This window comes from Allobosea sp. FW305-C-101 (assembly GCF_058783685.1).
Window position 1 is genome coordinate 82,053 of record NZ_JBYSYT010000003.1, and the last position, 16,760, is coordinate 98,812.

Consider the following 16,760-nt stretch of genomic DNA (forward strand, 5'->3'; position numbering starts at 1 on the left):
AGTGGCTGGGGGACTAGGATTCGAACCTAGACAACCAGAGTCAGAGTCTGGGGTCCTACCGTTAGACGATCCCCCAACGACAGGGCGCTTGGTGCCGCGCCGCGTTGGTGAGCCGGGGTCTAATCAATGCGATCCGGCTTGGCAAGAGCAGAATTCACCGCCGCTGCGAAACGCTTCACAGAAACGTTGTCATCCTTCGCTTCCGACGCCGTCCGTGCCCGCTTGTCCGTGCCTTGAATGACGGTTGCGCGGCGGCTCTGCGCAGAGCACATGCAGGTTCCCTTGCACGGCACCGCCTTCTTCGGAGAACATCGCGCCATGAATCAGCAAGAAGCCGCCGCCGCGCTCTCCGTCTGGGTTGCGCTCGAAAGTCCCACCAGCCATGCCGCCGGGCTCAATGGCATGATGGACCTCGTCCAGAAGGAGGTCGCGGGGCTGCCGATCGCGGTCGAGCGCATTCCCGGCCGCGACGGGCTCGGCGACATGGTCATGCTGCGCGCCGGGCTCGACAACGGCCAGCCGGGCGTCGCCGTGATGTCGCATCTCGACACCGTGCATCCGGTCGGCACCAGTTCCAAGGAGCTGCCTGTCAGGATCGAGGGCGACCGGCTTTACGGCCCCGGCGTCTACGACATGAAGGGCGGCGCCTGGCTTGCCCTGCAGGCCTTCAAGCAGGTCGCGGCCGCAGGCTCGGCCAAGCGGCCGATGGTCTTCCTGTTCACACCCGACGAGGAGATCGGCTCGCCGACGAGCCGCGCACTGATCGAGGAGATCGGCAAGGGATCGAAGGCCGTGCTCGTCACCGAGCCGGCGCGGCAGGGCGGCAAGATCGTCACGGCCCGCAAGGGCGTCGGCCGCTTCGATGTCAGGCTGGAAGGCCGCCCGGCCCATGCCGGCTCGAAGCATGCCGATGGGCGCAGCGCCATCCGCGAGGCGGCGCACCAGATTCTCGCGATCGAGAGCATGACCGACTATGCGCGCGGCATCACCACGAGCGTCGCGCTGGTCGGTGGCGGCACGGCGGCGAATGTCATCCCGCAGCATGCCTGGTTCAGCGTCGATTGCCGCGTTACCACGCTCGCCGATGGCACGATGATGGAGAACCGCATCCTCAGCCTGAAGCCGCATGATCCCGATGTCGCCTTGCGCATCACCGGCGGCATGAACCGGCCGCCCTATGAGAAGTCGGCGGAGGTCGCCGCCTTGTTCGAGCTGGCGCGCAAGGTCGCGGCCGATGTCGGCTTCGACCTGCAGGATTGCCCGATGACCGGCGGCGGATCGGACGGCAATTTTACGGCCGCGCTCGGCGTGCCCACCCTAGACGGGCTCGGTATCGATGGCGACGGCGCGCATACCCTGCAGGAATACGGGCTGATCTCCTCGATCGCGCCGCGTCAGGCACTGATGAAGGGGCTGCTGGAGACGATCTAAGGCTGACCTGCTCGCTTCGAACAGCAGGCCAGAAAAAAGCCCCTCGCGATGCGAGGGGCTTTTTCGTTTCGGGAGCTGCCGAAGCCTCAGGCTTCCGGCTCGCCCATGCCGCCGGCGGCGAGGAATTTCTCGAGCCAGTGGATGTTATAGTCGCCGTTGAGAATGTCCGGGTTGCGCACCAGCGTGCGGAACAGCGGCAGCGTCGTGTCGACGCCGTCGACGACGAACTCGTCGAGCGAGCGGCGCAGGCGCATCAGGCATTCGTCGCGGTTGCGGCCATGGACGATCAGCTTGCCGACGAGCGAGTCGTAATGCGGCGGGATCGTGTAGCCCTGATAGGCTGCGGAATCGACGCGAACGCCGAGGCCGCCCGGTGTATGGAACGAGGCGATCTTGCCGGGCGAGGGGCGGAAGGTCGCGTGATGCTCGGCATTGACCCGGCACTCGATGGCATGGCCCTCGATGACGATTTCGGACTGCTTGAGCGAGAGCGGCGCGCCCGCGGCGATGCGGATCTGCTCGTTGACCAGATCGATCCCGGTGATCATCTCGGTCACGGGATGCTCGACCTGGATGCGGGTGTTCATCTCGATGAAGTAGAACTCGCCATCCTCGTAGAGGAACTCGATCGTGCCGGCGCCGCGATATTGCAGCTCGCGCATCGCCTTGGCGCAGATTTCGCCGATCCGGTCGCGCTCGCCGGCGTTGAGGGCGGGCGAGGGGCCTTCCTCCCAGACCTTCTGGTGGCGACGCTGCAGCGAGCAGTCGCGCTCGCCGAGATGGATGGCATTGCCGCGGCCGTCGCCGAGCACCTGGATCTCGATATGGCGCGGCTTCTCGAGGTACTTCTCGATATAGACTGCGTCATCGCCGAAATTGGCCTTGGCCTCGCTGCGGGATGTGGCGAGCAGGACCGCGATCTCGTCCTCGTTGCGAACCACCTTCATGCCTTTGCCGCCGCCGCCGGAGGCGGCCTTGATGATCACGGGCAGGCCGATCTCGCGGATGATGCGCAGCGCCTCGGCCTCGTCGGCGACGCCGCCCTCAGAGCCGGGCACGCACGGGATGCCGAGGCGCTTGGCAGTGCGCTTGGCCTCGATCTTGTCGCCCATGCTGCGGATATGCTCGGCCTTGGGGCCGATGAAGGTGATGTTGTGCCGGTCCAGGATGTCGGCGAAGCGGGCGTTCTCGGAGAGGAAGCCGTAGCCGGGATGGACCGCATCGGCGCCTGTGATCTCGCAAGCCGCGATCAGGGCGGGGATGTTGAGATAGCTTTCGCGGGCCGGCGGCGGGCCGATGCAGACGCTCTCATCGGCGAGGCGCACATGCATGGCGTTGGCGTCGGCCGTGGAATGCACCGCGACGGTCGCGATGCCGAGCTCCTTCGCGGCGCGCAGCACGCGCAGCGCGATCTCTCCACGATTGGCGATCAGGATCTTGTCGAACATCTTGAAACCCAAATCGGACCCGGCGGCGCGCGGCGCCACGCTCACTCGATCACCAGCAGCGGCTCGCCGTACTCAACCGGCTGGCCGTCCTCGACCATGATGGCCGTGACCTTGCCGGCGCGGGGCGCGACGATGTCGTTGAAGGTCTTCATCGCCTCGACGAGCAGGATGCGCTCACCCTGCTTCACGACGCTGCCGATCTCGACGAAGGGCTTGGCATCGGGCGAGGGGCGGCGATAGGCGGTGCCGACCATCGGGGAGGGCACGGCGCCGGGATGGGCGGCGGTCGGCTTGGCCTCGACCGGAGCGGCAACCGCGGCAACCGGAGCCGGCATCGCCATCATCGGGGCGGCGGCGGGAACCTGCACGGTCGTCGAGATGTTGCGGGCGACGCGGACGCGCAGATCGCCCTTCTCGACCTCGATCTCGGTGAGATCGGTCTGGTTCAGGAGCTCTGCGAGCTCGCGGACAAGTTCGGGGTCGATCGGGCTCTTGGTCGCCATGGCGGGTATCACCGTCTTCTTCGGATATTCGGATGGAGGCGACGATCTCAGCCGCGCTCCCGTTCAAACAGGTTCAGGCGGCCTTCGCCGCCCGCTTTTCCAGCAGCGGCACGATCGCGTCGAAAGCCAGGTCGTAGCTCGCGACGCCGAAGCCGCAGATCACGCCCACGCAGACCGGCGCCATATAGGAATGGTGCCGGAATTCCTCGCGCGCATGCACGTTGGAGATATGGACCTCGATCGCCAGCGCATCGACGCCCTTGATCGCGTCGCGCAAAGCCACCGAGGTATGGGTATAGGCGCCCGCGTTGATGATGACGCCGGCGCCGGCCAAGCCCGCCTGCTGGATGAAGGTGACGAGCTCGCCTTCGAAATTGGTCTGGCGGAAGGTGAGATCGACGCCCGCGGCTTCAGCCTTGCGGCACAGGCGCTCCTCGACGCCGGCCAGCGTGACCGCGCCATAGGTTCCGGGCTCGCGGGTTCCGAGCAGGTTGAGATTGGGTCCGTTCAGGACGTGGACGGCGACCATCGAAGGCGTTGATTCCGGCACCGCGCGCAGGCGGCAGGAGCCGCCCTCATAAACGTTGAAGGCCGGCAGGGGAAGCCTGAAGCACCCTGCCGGCCCATCGAGGTGAGTTGGCGGCGGCCGTTCAGCCGGCGCAGTCGGTCTTGCCGCAGCGGCGCACCGAATCGATCTTTGCCTTGAGGGCGGCCTGGCCGACCGCGCCGAAGACGATTTCGTCGCCGATGATGAAGGCGGGCGTGCCGGTGAGACCGAGACGGTCGCCGAGCGCGACGGTGTCCTCGATCGCGGCCTTGGTGGCGGGCGCCTCCATGTCCTTCTTCAGCTGCGCGACATCGGCGCCGGCTTCCTTGGCGATCTCGAGCGCCTTGGCGGCGTTGATCTTGCCCTTCACGGCCATCAGCTTGTTGTGGAACTCGAAATATTTCGGGCCCTGGAGCTGGTTCTTGGCGGCGATGGCGACGCGGCTGGCCTCGACCGAATCAGGCCCGAGGATCGGGAAGTCCTTGAGCACGACGCGCAGCTTCGGATCGGCCTTGGAGAGCGCGGTCACGTCCTCCATCGCCCTTTTGCAGTAGCCGCAATTGTAATCCATGAACTCGACGAGGGTGATGTCGCCATCGGGGTTGCCGATGATGACCGAGGTCGCCGGATCGGTGATGCGGGCCTTCTCGGCCGCGACCGCGTTGCGCTGGGCATCGGCCTGAGCGACGGTGTTGCGGCGCTCCAGCTCGATCAGGGCGTCCTGGATGATCTCGGGGTTCTTCAGGATCGTCTCGCGGATCAGATCGGTCACCGCCTTGCGCTGCTCGGGCGAGAACGGCTGGCCCTGCGCCATGGCCGGCGCGGCGGAGGCCGCGAGCCAGAGGCTCAGCGCGACGGCGGCAGGCCGCAGGCAGGCACGCGCCAGGCTGGTGAGGGTCGGGAAAGCCATCTCGTCATCCTTTTCAAAACCGCCGGGCGGGTAAACCGCGACCGAAGCAGCGCTTCCAGCCGCGAGCTTGTGGGTGTTCGGAGTGCGGAGGTCAAATCACAGCTCTGCCACCGGATGCGGCCGATGGTTGCAGGCCGTTACAGGCTCGGCTACGCGGGCAGGCCTCTTCGCGAAACCGGACAAGCCGATGCAGAAGCCCCTGATTGCGCCCGCCGCCTTGCCCGCTCTGGCCGAGCGAGCCGAGCGCGTCGCGCCCTTCATCGTCATGGACGTGATGAACCAGGCGGCGGCCATCGAACGCCGCGGCGGCTCGGTCGTGCATATGGAGGTCGGCCAACCCTCGGCGCCGACGCCGGCCTCGATCCGCGCAGCCGCAGCCCGCGCGCTGGAGCACGGCCGGATCGGATATACGCAGGCGCTCGGCACGGATTCGCTGAGGGATCGCATCGCCCGCCATTATCAGGATGCTTATGGCGTCCAGGTGGCGGCCGAGCGCGTGGTCGTGACCACGGGCTCGTCGGGCGGCTTCATCCTCGCCTTCCTCGCCTGTTTCCAGCCGGGTTCGCGGATCGCGATCACGGCGCCGGGCTATCCGGCCTATCGCAACATCTTGATCGCGCTCGGACTGGAGCCAGTGGCGATCGAGGTCGGCCCCGAAACCCGTTTCGCGCTGACGCCCGACCTGATCGAGCGCGCCCATCGCGAGAAGCCGCTCGCCGGCGTGCTGACCATGAGCCCGGCCAACCCGACCGGCGTGGTGATGACGCCGGAGGCCATTGCCGATGTCGCTGCCTGCTGCCGCAGGCTCGGGCTCTGGTACATCTCCGACGAGATCTATCACGGCCTGACCTACGAGACCCCGGCGACGACGGCGCTCGCCGCCGATCCCGACGCGATCATCGTCAACTCCTTCTCCAAGTACTATTGCATGACCGGCTGGCGCGTCGGCTGGCTCGTGGTGCCGCAACGGCTAGTGCGCACGATCGAGCGGTTGCAGCAGAATTTCTCGATCTCCGTGCCCTATCTCAGCCAGGTGGCGGGCGAGGCGGCCTTCGACGCGACGGCGGAATGCGAGGCGATCAAGGCGGGCTATGCCGAAAACCGCGCCTTTCTGCTCAAGGCCCTGCCGGAGATCGGGCTCGGCGATTTCCTGCCCGTGGACGGCGCCTTCTACATCTATCTCGACATCGGCCGGTACTCGAACGATTCCATGGCTTTCTGCCGCAGCGTGCTCGAGGAGGCCGGCGTCGCGATCACGCCCGGCCTCGACTTCGACGAGGCGCGGGGAGCGCGCACGATCAGGCTCTCCTTCGCCGGCTCGCTCGGCGAATGCGAGGAGGCGGTGACGCGGATCGGCGCCTGGATGAAGAAGCGCTGAGGTATCGGGCCGCGCCGCACTTGCCAGAAACCATGGAAGCTCCGCATTCTGCGCCAGCAAGGGGGAAGCAGGCCATGGACGTCGTTACAGCAGGCGGGGCTTGCGGAAGGCGCGTTGCGGCGCCGCTTTCCACATTCCTGATCTTGGCATTCGTTTCAACCGCTCTCCTCTACGCCTTCGGCTTGGCGGGATCGGCGCGTGCCGAAACTCAGGCGCCGATCGTTCTGAACCTGCGCGGCGACGAGACGCCCGAGACGATCCGCAAGATGGTCGATGCCCTGTCAACACCGGGACGGCAGGTCGAGATCAGGGTCGGTGGTGCGCCGGCCGCGCCCGTCGCTGCAGCGCCAGCGGAGCCTGCCGGCAAGGCCAAGCCCGCCGCCGCTCAACCCGCCCCAGCTCCGTCCATGGCGGACGAGGACGGCTTCCAGGCCGAGGTCAACGCGCTCGTCGACCGCTTCGTCGACGGTGTCGAGTATGGCGGCACCTCGATCCCCGCGATCAGCGAACTGCCGGACAACTGGGGGCGTGCCTGGCTGCGCAACCTCAATGGCCGCGAAGGGGCGTCCGCCGGCTGGCGTATCCTGGGGATCATCGGCCTGGCGCTCGTCGCCGCTTTCGCCTTCCGGCTCGCCTCCGCCCGTTGGTTCGCGCGCAAGATGCAGCCTGCGGGGCCGGAATTCACGCCGCGTCTCATCGCCTCGTCCTGGGGACTGCTCCAGGATGTCGCGACGGTCCTGCTGGCCCTGGCCGTCGCGAGGGTCGCGCGTAACGCCTGGCTGCCGGAGCACGATCTCGCCCATATCGCCCTGACGACGGGCGCCAATGGCGCGGCGATCGGCGCGCTCTACATTGCCGTGGGGCGCTTCCTCGTCTCACCAAACGCGCCGGACCGGCGGATCATGCCGCTGCCGCGTGCGGAGGTGCATTTCCGCAGGCTGGTCGCCTACGGGCTACTTGCGCCGTTGATCGTGACCAGCATCCTGCTCGCCCATCATGTCAGCGCCGGCCCACGGCCGGTGACGGGGCTGATCGCGCTCACCGGAATCCTCATCACGCTGTTCAAGGTCTGGTGGTTCCATGACGGACGGCACGATCTGGAGGCGCTGGTCCTGTCAGGCTCCTCCGAACCCGGCCCGATCCGGCGGCTGCTCGCGACCGGAACGGCCTGGTTCTACATCGGCACGACGGTCCTGTTATGGATGGTCAGCAGTGCCGCCGCGATGATGTCGAATGGCGGGCGCTGGGCCGAGGCCGCTGCGCTGACGCAGGTGGCGATCGTCCTGATTCCGATCCTCGCCGTCGGCATTGCCAGCCTGCTGCGCTGCCATGCCATGCGGCACGAGGAGGAACATGGTTCGACCCCGATGCGGCGCGCCGGCAGCGCCGCCTTGCGTGCGGCGGCTGTCGGCTTGCTATGGGCGGCCGGCTTCTTCGTCCTGTCGCGCCTCTGGGCCGGATTGCTGCTCGGCGTGAGTTCGGCGCAGTTCGCCGCCGTGATGCGCCAGACGGCCGGTGTCGCGATCTTCGCCTTCGTCGGCTGGGTGGCGCTCGTCTTCCTGCATGCCTTCTTCGAAGCCTATACGCCGCGGCGGCACGTCGTCGGCCCTGGCGACGAGGACGTTGCGCACGAGGAAGGTGTACCGAGCCGGCTGGCGACGGTGCTGCCGGTGCTGCGCGGCGTCGTCCTGGGCACCGTGCTCGGCCTCACCATCCTCATCGTTCTGTCGCGGTTGGGCGTCGATATCGGGCCGCTGCTTGCCGGTTTCGGCATCCTCGGTCTCGCTCTCTCCTTCGGCTCGCAAGCATTGGTGCGCGATATCGTCTCCGGCGTGTTCTTCATGCTGGAGGACGCTTTCCGGGTCGGCGAATATGTCGATACCGGCCGGCTCAAGGGCACGGTCGAGAAGATCTCGCTGCGCTCGATGCAATTGCGCCACCAGAGCGGCCAGATCCACACCGTGCCCTTCGGCCAGGTCCAGTCATTGACCAATGCCAGCCGTGACTGGGCGACCATCAAGTTCAACGTCCGCCTCGACCATGCCGCCGATATCGAGCAGGCGCGCAAGGCGATCAAGAAGACCGGCATCGCGCTGATGGAGGACCCCGAATACGGGCCGCATTTCATCGCTCCACTCAAGATGCAGGGCGTCGCCGACATCACCGATAGCGCCATCGTCATCCGGCTGAAGTTCACGGCCAAGCCGAACCAGTCCTCGATGCTGCAACGCGAATCGCTGAAGCGCGTCTACAGGGCGCTGAACGACGCGCATGTCCCCTTCGCCTCGAACGCCGTCACGGTGCGCGGCGGCGAGGGCGGCTCGCAGCACAGCCATGCCGCCGCCGCGATATCGACCGTGCCGCCGCCGACCCCGCTGGCGCCGACTCCGGGCTGAGGCGAAACGATCTCCGCAAGGCGTCGGATCAATCCGGTCTGGCCTGCCTCACCATGGCTTGCCCTTACGGAAGGTGTCCCAGATCAAGCTACCCAGCAGATTCAACAACCCCGTGGGGTCGGAGCGCACCGGCCCGAAAAACAGCAATCCAAAGCCGATGACGGCGAGCAGGGCGCCGGCATAGGCGAACAGGCGCGCCGAGGCGGTGAAGGATGCGACCTCCGCACGCCTGCCGGCACGTTCGGCGGGATTCTGCGCGCGCTCGGCGTGGAAATGATTGGCGTAGAGCGTGGGCGTCGTTTGCGTGCCGACGGGACGGTCGCCCTCAAGCTCGACCCTGAGCGCGACGAACAGGACAAGCAGCCCGAGCATGCCCACGCCGAACCAACCGATTGCATCCCAGGCGAGATAGGCGAGGCCGAGCAGGCTGATAGCGACCAGCGCGATCATGACCATGCGCTCGCGATTGCGTGGCGGCGGCATCGGCTCCTGCCTTGGGTGAACGCTCTCCGGACAGTGATCCTGACCGGTTTGCCGGCCCGCGAAAAGAGAAAGCCCGCTGCGGGGTGCAGCGGGCTTCTTCATTCATCGGGCTGGGATGGCGCGATCAGGAGCGGCCGGCGAGCCTGTTCCACCAGCCGCCGCGCTTGGGCCGGTTCGGATCCGGCTCGGTCAGCACGACCGCGACAGGCTCCTCCGCCGGGGCCTTGACCGGGGTGGGCTCGGGCGCAGGAGCCGGCTCGGCCGGGGCTGCGGCAGCCGGAGCCTCGACCTTCGCCTCGACAGGAGCCGGAGCGGCTTCCGCGACGGCCTCGCCGCCCTCGGTGATCGGCACGACCTTCTTGCGCGAGCGGCTGCGCTTGGGCTTCTCGGCCTCGGCGGGAGCAGCCTCAGTCGCGACGATCTCGGCCTTGGCGTCGGTCTCCTTGGCGGCCTCGGCCTTCGGCTTGCGGGCGCGGCTGCGCTTCGGCTTGGCCGCAGGCTCCTCGGCTGCCAGCTCCGGAGCGATTTCGGCCACAGCCTCAGTGACCGGCTCGGCAGCGGCCGGAGTCACGGCCTCATCGCCGTCGTCCTCGCCCTCGTCGCCCTCGGCGTCGTCATCGCCCTGCGCGCCATCGAGCTGCTGGCCCTGCTCGTCACGCTCGCCACCACGCCGACGGCGGCGACGCCGACGACGGCGACGGCCGTTTTCGCCCTCGCCACGCTCGGACTGGCCTTGTGCCTCTTCGGCGGTCGTCTCATTGCCGCCGGTCTCGGCGTCGAGGGCGGCCGCTTCCGCGGCGGCGTCGAGCGCCTCGTCGTCAACGTCGGAAGCGATCGCCTCGGCCTTGAAGCTGGTCGGGATGACCCGGCCCTCATTGCCGACGAACTCGCCGCGTTCGACCTCGAAATAGCGCGTGCCCAGCAGGTTGGCGTCGGTCGAGATCGTGATCGCGATGGCGAAGCGGGCCTCGAGATCGGCGAGATGCGCGCGCTTCTGGTTGAGGACGTAGAGCGCGACCTCCGGCCGGGTGCGGACGGTGAGGTTATGCGAGGCGCTCTTGATCAGTGTCTCTTCCAGCGCACGCAGGATCTGCAGCGCGACCGACGGGGTCGAGCGGATCATGCCGGCGCCGGCGCAGTGCGGGCAGGGCACCGAGGACGATTCGAGCACGCCGGTGCGGATGCGCTGGCGCGACATCTCCAAGAGGCCGAAGGCCGAGATGCGGCCGACCTGGATGCGGGCGCGGTCGTCCTTCAGGCACTCCTTCAGCTTCTTCTCGACGGCGCGGTTGTTCCGGTTCTCCTCCATGTCGATGAAATCGATCACGATGAGGCCGGCAAGGTCACGCAGGCGCAGCTGGCGGGAAATCTCCTCCGCCGCTTCGAGATTGGTCTTGAGGGCGGTGTCCTCGATATTGTGTTCGCGGGTCGAGCGGCCCGAGTTGATGTCGATCGCGACCAGCGCTTCCGTCTGGTTGATGACGAGATAGCCGCCGGACTTCAGCGTCACCGTGTTCGAGAACATCGCGTCGAGCTGGCTCTCGACGCCGAAGCTCGCGAAGAGCGGGGTCTGCTCGCGATAGGGCTTCACGCTCTTGGCATGGCTCGGCATGAGCATGCGCATGAAGTCCTTGGCCTCGCGATAGGCGCTCTCGCCGGCGACGTGAACCTCGTCGATATCCTTGTTGTAGAGGTCGCGGATCGAGCGCTTGACGAGGTTGCCCTCCTCATAGACCAGCGCAGGCGCGACCGAGGCGAGCGTCAGCTCGCGCACGCTTTCCCACATGCGCATGAGATATTCGTAGTCGCGCCGGATCTCGACCTTGGTGCGCGAGGCACCGGCCGTGCGCAGGATCAGGCCCATCCCCTCGGGAACCTCGAGCTCGGTCGCGATTTCCTTGAGGCGCTTGCGGTCCTCGGCATTGGTGATCTTGCGCGAGATGCCGCCGCCCTTGCCGGTGTTCGGCATCAGCACCGAATAGCGGCCGGCGAGCGAGAGATAGGTGGTGAGCGCCGCGCCCTTGTTGCCGCGCTCTTCCTTGACGACCTGGACCAGGATGATCTGGCGGCGCTTGATCACCTCCTGGATCTTGTACTGGCGGCGATGGCTGCGCTGGCGGCGCTCCGGCATGTCGTCGAGGGCGTCGCCGCCACCGAGCTGCTCGGGAGCCTCCTCGGCCTCCTCGTCGCCGTTCTCGTCATCGCCATCGTCCTCGGACGGCTTGCGAGCTTCGCTCTCGGCGCTCTCCGGCGCTTCAGCCGAGATAACGGTCTCCTCGACCGAGACGCTCGCCTCGACGGTCTCGAAGGTCAGCGGAGCCGCGTTCGGGGCGGAGTCCTCGGTGGTCGATTCGGCGACGTCAGGCGCAAAGAACTCACCGAAGGCGGGGCCACCCTCGTTGACCATCGCGGCTTCCTTGCCGTCGGTCTCGACACGCTCCTCGCCGTTCTGCTCGACCTCGGCCGAAACGGTCTCGTCGGCGGCAGCCTTCTTGGCGCGGTTGTCGCGATCGCCGCGGCGGCCACGATCGCGGCGGCCGCGCTTCTCTCGGCGCTCCTCGTCGCGCTCTTCGTCACGCTCGGCGCGGGCCTCGTCCTCGAGCAGCGCCTGCCGGTCGGCAACCGGGATCTGGTAATAGTCGGGATGGATCTCGGAGAAGGCGAGGAAGCCGTGGCGGTTGCCGCCATACTCGACGAAGGCCGCCTGGAGCGAGGGCTCCACACGGGTCACCTTGGCAAGGTAGATATTGCCGCGGAGCGGCTTTCGGCTGGCGGATTCGAAATCAAACTCTTCGACGCGGGATCCGCGGACCACCACGACCCGGGTCTCCTCCGGGTGGGTGGCATCGATAAGCATCTTGTTGGCCATAAGAAATTTCCATTGGCGCGGCCGCCGACCGGGGCCGCGCGGCTACGGATGCGAATCCGCTGCCGCGGGCAGGGGCGCCGCGAAAAGGCCGGAGTGAGCCGGCATGTTGCAGGAGGGAGGAGGAAGCGGTCGAGACAGGAAGGCGGCTCGGAACAGCCACTCGGGCGCATAGCCCGGCGCGGTTCCGCAGGTTCGGACGGTTCACCGATGGTGCTAGCGGCGTCTTATGCCCCGTCATCTGTCCTGACCTGCGATGCTCCGGCCAGGCAGCCAGGCGCATCGCGTTTGCACGCTCGCAAGACAGGGCAGGGCGCAGAAAACACGCAATCCCGATGCCAACCGTCTGCGGACGATCCGTTGCGGTCGTCTTGTTGCCGCCACTCCGGTGAGGAGCGGCAGCCCAGTCTGCTTCGGACGCCGACGGATCGCACGATCCGGATGTGTCTCTCAGGCAGGCTGACAAGCAACCTGTTCCATTACAGACAGGTGATGGTGATTTGCAAGTCACATGACGGACGCATCTCCCCCCGCCTCCGGCAGGGCGGTTCACGGTCTCGGGAAGAGATGGTAACGGGCTGTTAGGATTTCAGCCCCGTTATGGTTAAACCCTCGTAATAAATACCGGGATTCTTCAACTGTTCTCGTGCATCCGCCGTGCCGATTGGAGCCGTCGTGATGCGCTGCGGCGTTTCCGGGCGCTGCGGTGCGCGCTGGCTGCCGCCTGCCTGCTGGCGAGCGTCCCCCTGGCTGGCTTGACGCCAGCAGGGGCGCAGCCGAAGGCCGAGTCGCGATCGCAGAACGAATACCCGGTCGCGACCGACGCCCGCATCGAGCAGAGCGGCGAGACGGTGCGCCTCACGATGATGCTGTCCTCGTCTGTTGCGGTCGATGCCTGGGTGCAGGCCGCTCCGGACCGGGTCATCGTCGAACTGCCCTCGACCAATTTCCAGATTCAAGCCTCGGCCAAGCGCAGTGCCGGTTTCGTCAGCGGCTATCGTTTCGGCCTGTTCACAGCCGACAAGGCCCGAATCATCATCGACCTCGCCCAGCCCGCCACCATCGCCAAGGCGGAGGTGAAGACGGTGCGCGGCGGCTTCGGCGAGCTGACGATCGAATTGAAGAAGACGGCGCGGGCGGATTTCCTGGCCGAGGCCGGCAAGGTGCTCAAGCCTGCGCCCGCCATTGCCGCTCCCGCACCGGCCAAAAGTGCTGGCGAAACCCGCCGCACCATCGTCATCGACCCCGGCCATGGCGGCATCGACCCCGGAGCAACGGTCGCCTCCATCGCCGAGAAGGCCGTCGTCCTCGCTTTCGGCAAGGCGCTGAAGGAGCAGCTCGAAGCCAATGGCCGCTATCGCATCGTCATGACCCGCGATGACGACCGCTTCGTCTCGCTCGGCGATCGCGTTCAGCTCGGCCGCAGCGAGCAGGCCGACCTGTTCATCTCGATCCACGCCGATTCGCTGACCCAGGCGCAGGAGGTTCGCGGCGCGACCGTCTATACCCGCTCCGAGCGCGCGACCGACGCCGAGGCCGCTCGGCTCGCGGCCAAGGAGAACGAGGCCGATGCCGTCGCCGGCCTTGAGACCAGCGAGGAGGTGCAGGACGTCGCCGGCATCCTCATGGACCTCGCCCGGCGCGAGACGCGGACCTTCACCGGCGTTTTCGCGCGTAATCTCGTCGAGAAGCTCGGCGGCTCGATCAAGATGCACAAGATTCCGCTGCGTTCCGCGCGTTTCTGGGTGCTGAGCGCGCCGGACGTGCCCTCCGTGCTGATCGAGCTCGGCTACATGTCGAGCCCCAAGGACGCCGAATTGCTGAACTCGCCGGAATGGCGCGGCAAGGCCGTGACGGCCGTATCAGTTGCGATCGACGATTATTTCGCCCGCGAGCGCGCCTCCGTGGGCAAGGCGGCGGAAAGCCGGAACTAGGACGTGCTGACATGCTGTCATCCCGTGCGCGCTGCGGCGCATAGCGCCGCTGCGCAGACACGGGACCGTCAACCGGAAGGGGCGCCTTTTCGGGCGGCGAGGAGGGTGGAACACGAAGCGTCACGCGGTCCCGTGTCTGCGCAGCGGCATTTCATGCCGCAGCGCGCACGGGATGTCAGCGCGGCCTCGCCGGACGGTGTGAGATGATGCGGAATGTGGTTGCAAGGCCACGGTTCCGCCATCTCCGTCATGTTATAGCTATGATTTGCGAAGCGCCCTGATTTGGCGCCAGCCGATGGCAGTTACGGGGTCCAGGGCCTGAGATGCGGTTCATTCTGCGAATCTTCGGATGGTTGTTCGCCGCCGGTGCGATCGCTTTCGTGATCGGCGCCGCCATCGCGGGCGGATTGATCTGGCACTACTCGCGCGACCTCCCGGACTATGCTCAGCTCCGCAACTACGAGCCGCCGGTGATGACGCGCGTCCACGCGGGCGACGGCAGCCTGATCGCCGAATATGCGCGCGAGCGGCGCCTCTACCTGCCGATCCAGGCCGTGCCGAAGCTTGTTGTCGATGCCTATCTCTCGGCCGAGGACAAGAACTTCTACAAGCATGTCGGCGTCGATCCCGAAGGCCTCGTCCGCGCCGCGATCTCGAACTTCCGCAATCGTGCCGCCAATCGCCGGCCGCAGGGCGCCTCGACCATCACCCAGCAGGTCGCGAAGAACTTCTTCCTGAGCCCCGAGCAGTCGATCGAGCGCAAGATTCGCGAGGCGCTCGTCGCGCTGAAGCTCGAATCGACCTATTCGAAGGACAAGATCCTCGAGCTGTACCTGAACGAGATCTATCTCGGCGCGCCGGCGCCGGGGCAGGGCAGCTACGGCATCGCCGCCGCGGCGCTGAACTATTTCGGCAAGTCAGTGCATGAGCTGAACCTGCAGGAAGCTGCCTACCTTGCAGCCCTGCCGAAGGCGCCGACCGACCTTCATCCCTTCCGCAATCGCGACCGCGCGATCGAGCGTCGCAACTACGTCATCGATCGCATGGTCGAGAACGGGTACGTCAAGCGCGAGGCGGGCGAGAGCGCCAAGAAGCAGCCGCTCGGCGTCAACCCGCGTACGGTCTCGCCGAACCAGATCGCGGCCGGTTATTTCGCCGAGGAGATTCGCCGCGAATTGCAGGATCGCTACGGCGAGAAGAAGCTGCTTGAAGGCGGCCTCTCGGTTCGCTCGACCGTCGATCCCAAGACCCAGCTGATGGCGCGCAAGGCGCTGGTCGATGGGCTCGTGCGCTTCGACGAGGCCCGCGGCTGGCGCGGCGCCATCCAGAAGCTCGATATCGGCGGCAAGGAATGGGGCACCGTCGTCGGCGAACTGCCGGTGCTCGGCGATGTCGCGCCATGGCGGCTCGCGGTCGTGCTGGAGGTCAATGGCGACAGCGCCAGGCTCGGCCTGCACCCGCTGCGCGACAATGCCGGCCATCTCAACAAGGAGCGCCAGATCCTGACGCTCGCCGCCGATGGCATCAAATGGACCCGCCGCGCCCGCGTCTCGCAGGCCGTCTCGGTCGGCGACGTCGTCTATGTCGAGCCGATGGACAGCCGGCCCGGCTTCGCGCGCCTGCGCCAGCTGCCGGAGGTCAATGGCGCCATCGTCGCGATGGACCCGTTCTCGGGCCGCGTGCTCGCCATGGTCGGCGGCTTCAGCCATGACCAGTCGGAGTTCAACCGCGCGACGCAGGCGCTGCGCCAGCCCGGCTCCTCGTTCAAGCCCTTCGTCTACGCGACCGCGCTCGACAACGGCTACACGCCGTCGAGCATCGTTCTCGACGCCCCGATCGAGATAGACCAGGGCCCGGGCCTCGGCATGTGGCGGCCGGAGAACTATGACGGCAAGTCGACCGGCCCGCGCACGCTGCGCTACGGCATCCAGTTCTCTAAGAACCTGATGACGGTCCGGCTCGCCAAGGATGTCGGCATGCCGCTGATCGCCGAGTATTCGCGCCGCTTCGGTATCTATGACGATCTCCAGCCGGTGCTGTCGATGTCGCTCGGCGCGGGCGAGACGACGGTGATGCGCATGACCGCGGCCTATTCGATGCTGGTCAATGGCGGCAAGCGTATCCGGCCGACCCTGATCGACCGCATCCAGGATCGCTCGGGCTCGACGATCTTCCGGCATGACCAGCGCGTCTGCGAAGGCTGCAACGCCGAGAAATGGGCGAACCAGTCGGAACCGCGCCTGATCGACAACCGCGAGCAGGTGCTCGACCCGCTGACCGCCTACCAGATGGTCTCGATCCTCGAAGGCGTGGTCAATGCCGGCACCGCGACGGTGGTCAAGTCGGTCGGCAAGCCGCTTGCCGGCAAGACCGGCACGACCAACGACGCCAAGGACGTCTGGTTCGTCGGCTTCTCGCCGGACCTTGCTGTCGGCGTCTATATGGGCTTCGACAAGCCGAAGTCGTTGGGCACCTCGGCGACCGCCGGCCAGTACGCCGCGCCGATCTTCCGCGACTTCATGAGCGTCGCGCTGAAGGAGAAGCCGGCGACGCCGTTCCGCGTTCCGGCTGGTATCAAGCTGATCCGCGTCGACCCGAAGAGCGGCATGCGCGCCGGCGGCGAAGGCGGCATCCTCGAGGCCTTCAAGCCGGGCACGGCGCCGCCGGACAGCTATTCGGTGATCGGCGCGGCCGGCGACGGCAGCATGCCCCTCGGCGCAGGCCCCGGTGGCGGCGGCAGGGCGGTCGGTTCCGGGACCGGCGGGCTTTACTGAGCCGACAGCCGGTGATTTCGCGGCGCCCGGAGGTCACTCCGGGCGTTGCCTTTTTCAGGCTGGCCAATCCATGGCCGCCTCGATGGGGAG

General features: G+C 67.0%; 11 protein-coding genes and 1 tRNA gene. 5 read left to right on the top strand and 7 right to left on the bottom strand.

What is annotated here, in order from left to right:
- Positions 1–2 precede the first annotated feature (2 nt).
- Positions 3–76: transfer RNA gene (locus tag AC3WMA_RS15015), tRNA-Gln, on the bottom strand.
- Between the two features lie 242 nt (positions 77–318).
- Between AC3WMA_RS15015 and AC3WMA_RS15020 the strand changes: the two genes are divergently transcribed.
- Positions 319–1,431, top strand: coding sequence for a M20 family metallopeptidase (locus tag AC3WMA_RS15020; protein ID WP_492286182.1), 1,113 nt, complete (start codon positions 319–321; stop codon positions 1,429–1,431).
- An 86-nt stretch (positions 1,432–1,517) separates the two neighbouring features.
- Here AC3WMA_RS15020 and accC read toward each other — a convergent pair whose 3' ends face one another.
- From accC to AC3WMA_RS15040, 4 genes are all read right to left on the bottom strand, one after another.
- A complete protein-coding gene (accC, locus tag AC3WMA_RS15025; RefSeq protein WP_492286183.1) occupies positions 1,518–2,879 on the bottom strand; it encodes an acetyl-CoA carboxylase biotin carboxylase subunit in 1,362 nt (453 codons plus the stop codon).
- 41 nt (positions 2,880–2,920) lie between these two features.
- Positions 2,921–3,382: an acetyl-CoA carboxylase biotin carboxyl carrier protein gene (gene accB, locus AC3WMA_RS15030; protein WP_492286184.1), complete on the bottom strand. Its 462-nt coding sequence runs from the start codon at positions 3,380–3,382 to the stop codon at positions 2,921–2,923.
- Positions 3,383–3,455: 73 nt separating this feature from the next.
- Positions 3,456–3,911 carry a type II 3-dehydroquinate dehydratase gene (aroQ, locus tag AC3WMA_RS15035; RefSeq protein WP_492286185.1) on the bottom strand — a complete coding sequence of 152 codons (456 nt, stop codon included), beginning with the start codon at positions 3,909–3,911 and terminating at the stop codon, positions 3,456–3,458.
- Between the two features lie 121 nt (positions 3,912–4,032).
- Complete coding sequence (locus tag AC3WMA_RS15040) at positions 4,033–4,839, bottom strand: DsbA family protein (RefSeq protein ID WP_492286186.1); 807 nt, start codon at positions 4,837–4,839, stop codon at positions 4,033–4,035.
- A gap of 187 nt (positions 4,840–5,026) precedes the next feature.
- Between AC3WMA_RS15040 and AC3WMA_RS15045 the strand changes: the two genes are divergently transcribed.
- Both AC3WMA_RS15045 and AC3WMA_RS15050 read left to right on the top strand, forming a co-directional pair.
- Positions 5,027–6,217 carry a pyridoxal phosphate-dependent aminotransferase gene (locus tag AC3WMA_RS15045; RefSeq protein ID WP_492286187.1) on the top strand — a complete coding sequence of 397 codons (1,191 nt, stop codon included), beginning with the start codon at positions 5,027–5,029 and terminating at the stop codon, positions 6,215–6,217.
- A 143-nt stretch (positions 6,218–6,360) separates the two neighbouring features.
- Positions 6,361–8,613 carry a mechanosensitive ion channel family protein gene (locus tag AC3WMA_RS15050; RefSeq protein WP_492286188.1) on the top strand — a complete coding sequence of 751 codons (2,253 nt, stop codon included), beginning with the start codon at positions 6,361–6,363 and terminating at the stop codon, positions 8,611–8,613.
- 48 nt (positions 8,614–8,661) lie between these two features.
- Here AC3WMA_RS15050 and AC3WMA_RS15055 read toward each other — a convergent pair whose 3' ends face one another.
- Together AC3WMA_RS15055 and AC3WMA_RS15060 are read right to left on the bottom strand one after the other, a co-directional pair.
- A complete protein-coding gene (locus AC3WMA_RS15055; RefSeq protein WP_492286189.1) occupies positions 8,662–9,198 on the bottom strand; it encodes a hypothetical protein in 537 nt (178 codons plus the stop codon).
- A 22-nt stretch (positions 9,199–9,220) separates the two neighbouring features.
- Positions 9,221–11,965, bottom strand: coding sequence for an Rne/Rng family ribonuclease (locus AC3WMA_RS15060; RefSeq protein ID WP_492286190.1), 2,745 nt, complete (start codon positions 11,963–11,965; stop codon positions 9,221–9,223).
- A 752-nt stretch (positions 11,966–12,717) separates the two neighbouring features.
- Here AC3WMA_RS15060 and AC3WMA_RS15065 point away from each other — a divergent pair.
- The gene (locus tag AC3WMA_RS15065) at positions 12,718–13,896 is read left to right on the top strand and encodes an N-acetylmuramoyl-L-alanine amidase (RefSeq protein ID WP_492286191.1); all 1,179 of its coding nucleotides are present in this window, start codon (positions 12,718–12,720) and stop codon (positions 13,894–13,896) included.
- Between the two features lie 323 nt (positions 13,897–14,219).
- On the top strand, positions 14,220–16,670 hold the full coding sequence (locus AC3WMA_RS15070) for a penicillin-binding protein 1A (protein ID WP_492286192.1): 2,451 nt from the start codon (positions 14,220–14,222) through the stop codon (positions 16,668–16,670).
- Positions 16,671–16,760: the final 90 nt, after the last annotated feature.

Coding starts and splice junctions, on each gene's coding strand:
- AC3WMA_RS15040 (WP_492286186.1), bottom strand. CDS start 4,839: ATGGCTTTCCCGACCCTCACCAGCCTGGCGCGTGCCTGCCTGCGGCCT.
- AC3WMA_RS15055 (WP_492286189.1), bottom strand. CDS start 9,198: ATGAAGAAGCCCGCTGCACCCCGCAGCGGGCTTTCTCTTTTCGCGGGC.
- accC (WP_492286183.1), bottom strand. CDS start 2,879: ATGTTCGACAAGATCCTGATCGCCAATCGTGGAGAGATCGCGCTGCGC.
- accB (WP_492286184.1), bottom strand. CDS start 3,382: ATGGCGACCAAGAGCCCGATCGACCCCGAACTTGTCCGCGAGCTCGCA.
- AC3WMA_RS15045 (WP_492286187.1), top strand. CDS start 5,027: ATGCAGAAGCCCCTGATTGCGCCCGCCGCCTTGCCCGCTCTGGCCGAG.
- AC3WMA_RS15070 (WP_492286192.1), top strand. CDS start 14,220: ATGCGGTTCATTCTGCGAATCTTCGGATGGTTGTTCGCCGCCGGTGCG.
- AC3WMA_RS15020 (WP_492286182.1), top strand. CDS start 319: ATGAATCAGCAAGAAGCCGCCGCCGCGCTCTCCGTCTGGGTTGCGCTC.
- aroQ (WP_492286185.1), bottom strand. CDS start 3,911: ATGGTCGCCGTCCACGTCCTGAACGGACCCAATCTCAACCTGCTCGGA.
- AC3WMA_RS15060 (WP_492286190.1), bottom strand. CDS start 11,965: ATGGCCAACAAGATGCTTATCGATGCCACCCACCCGGAGGAGACCCGG.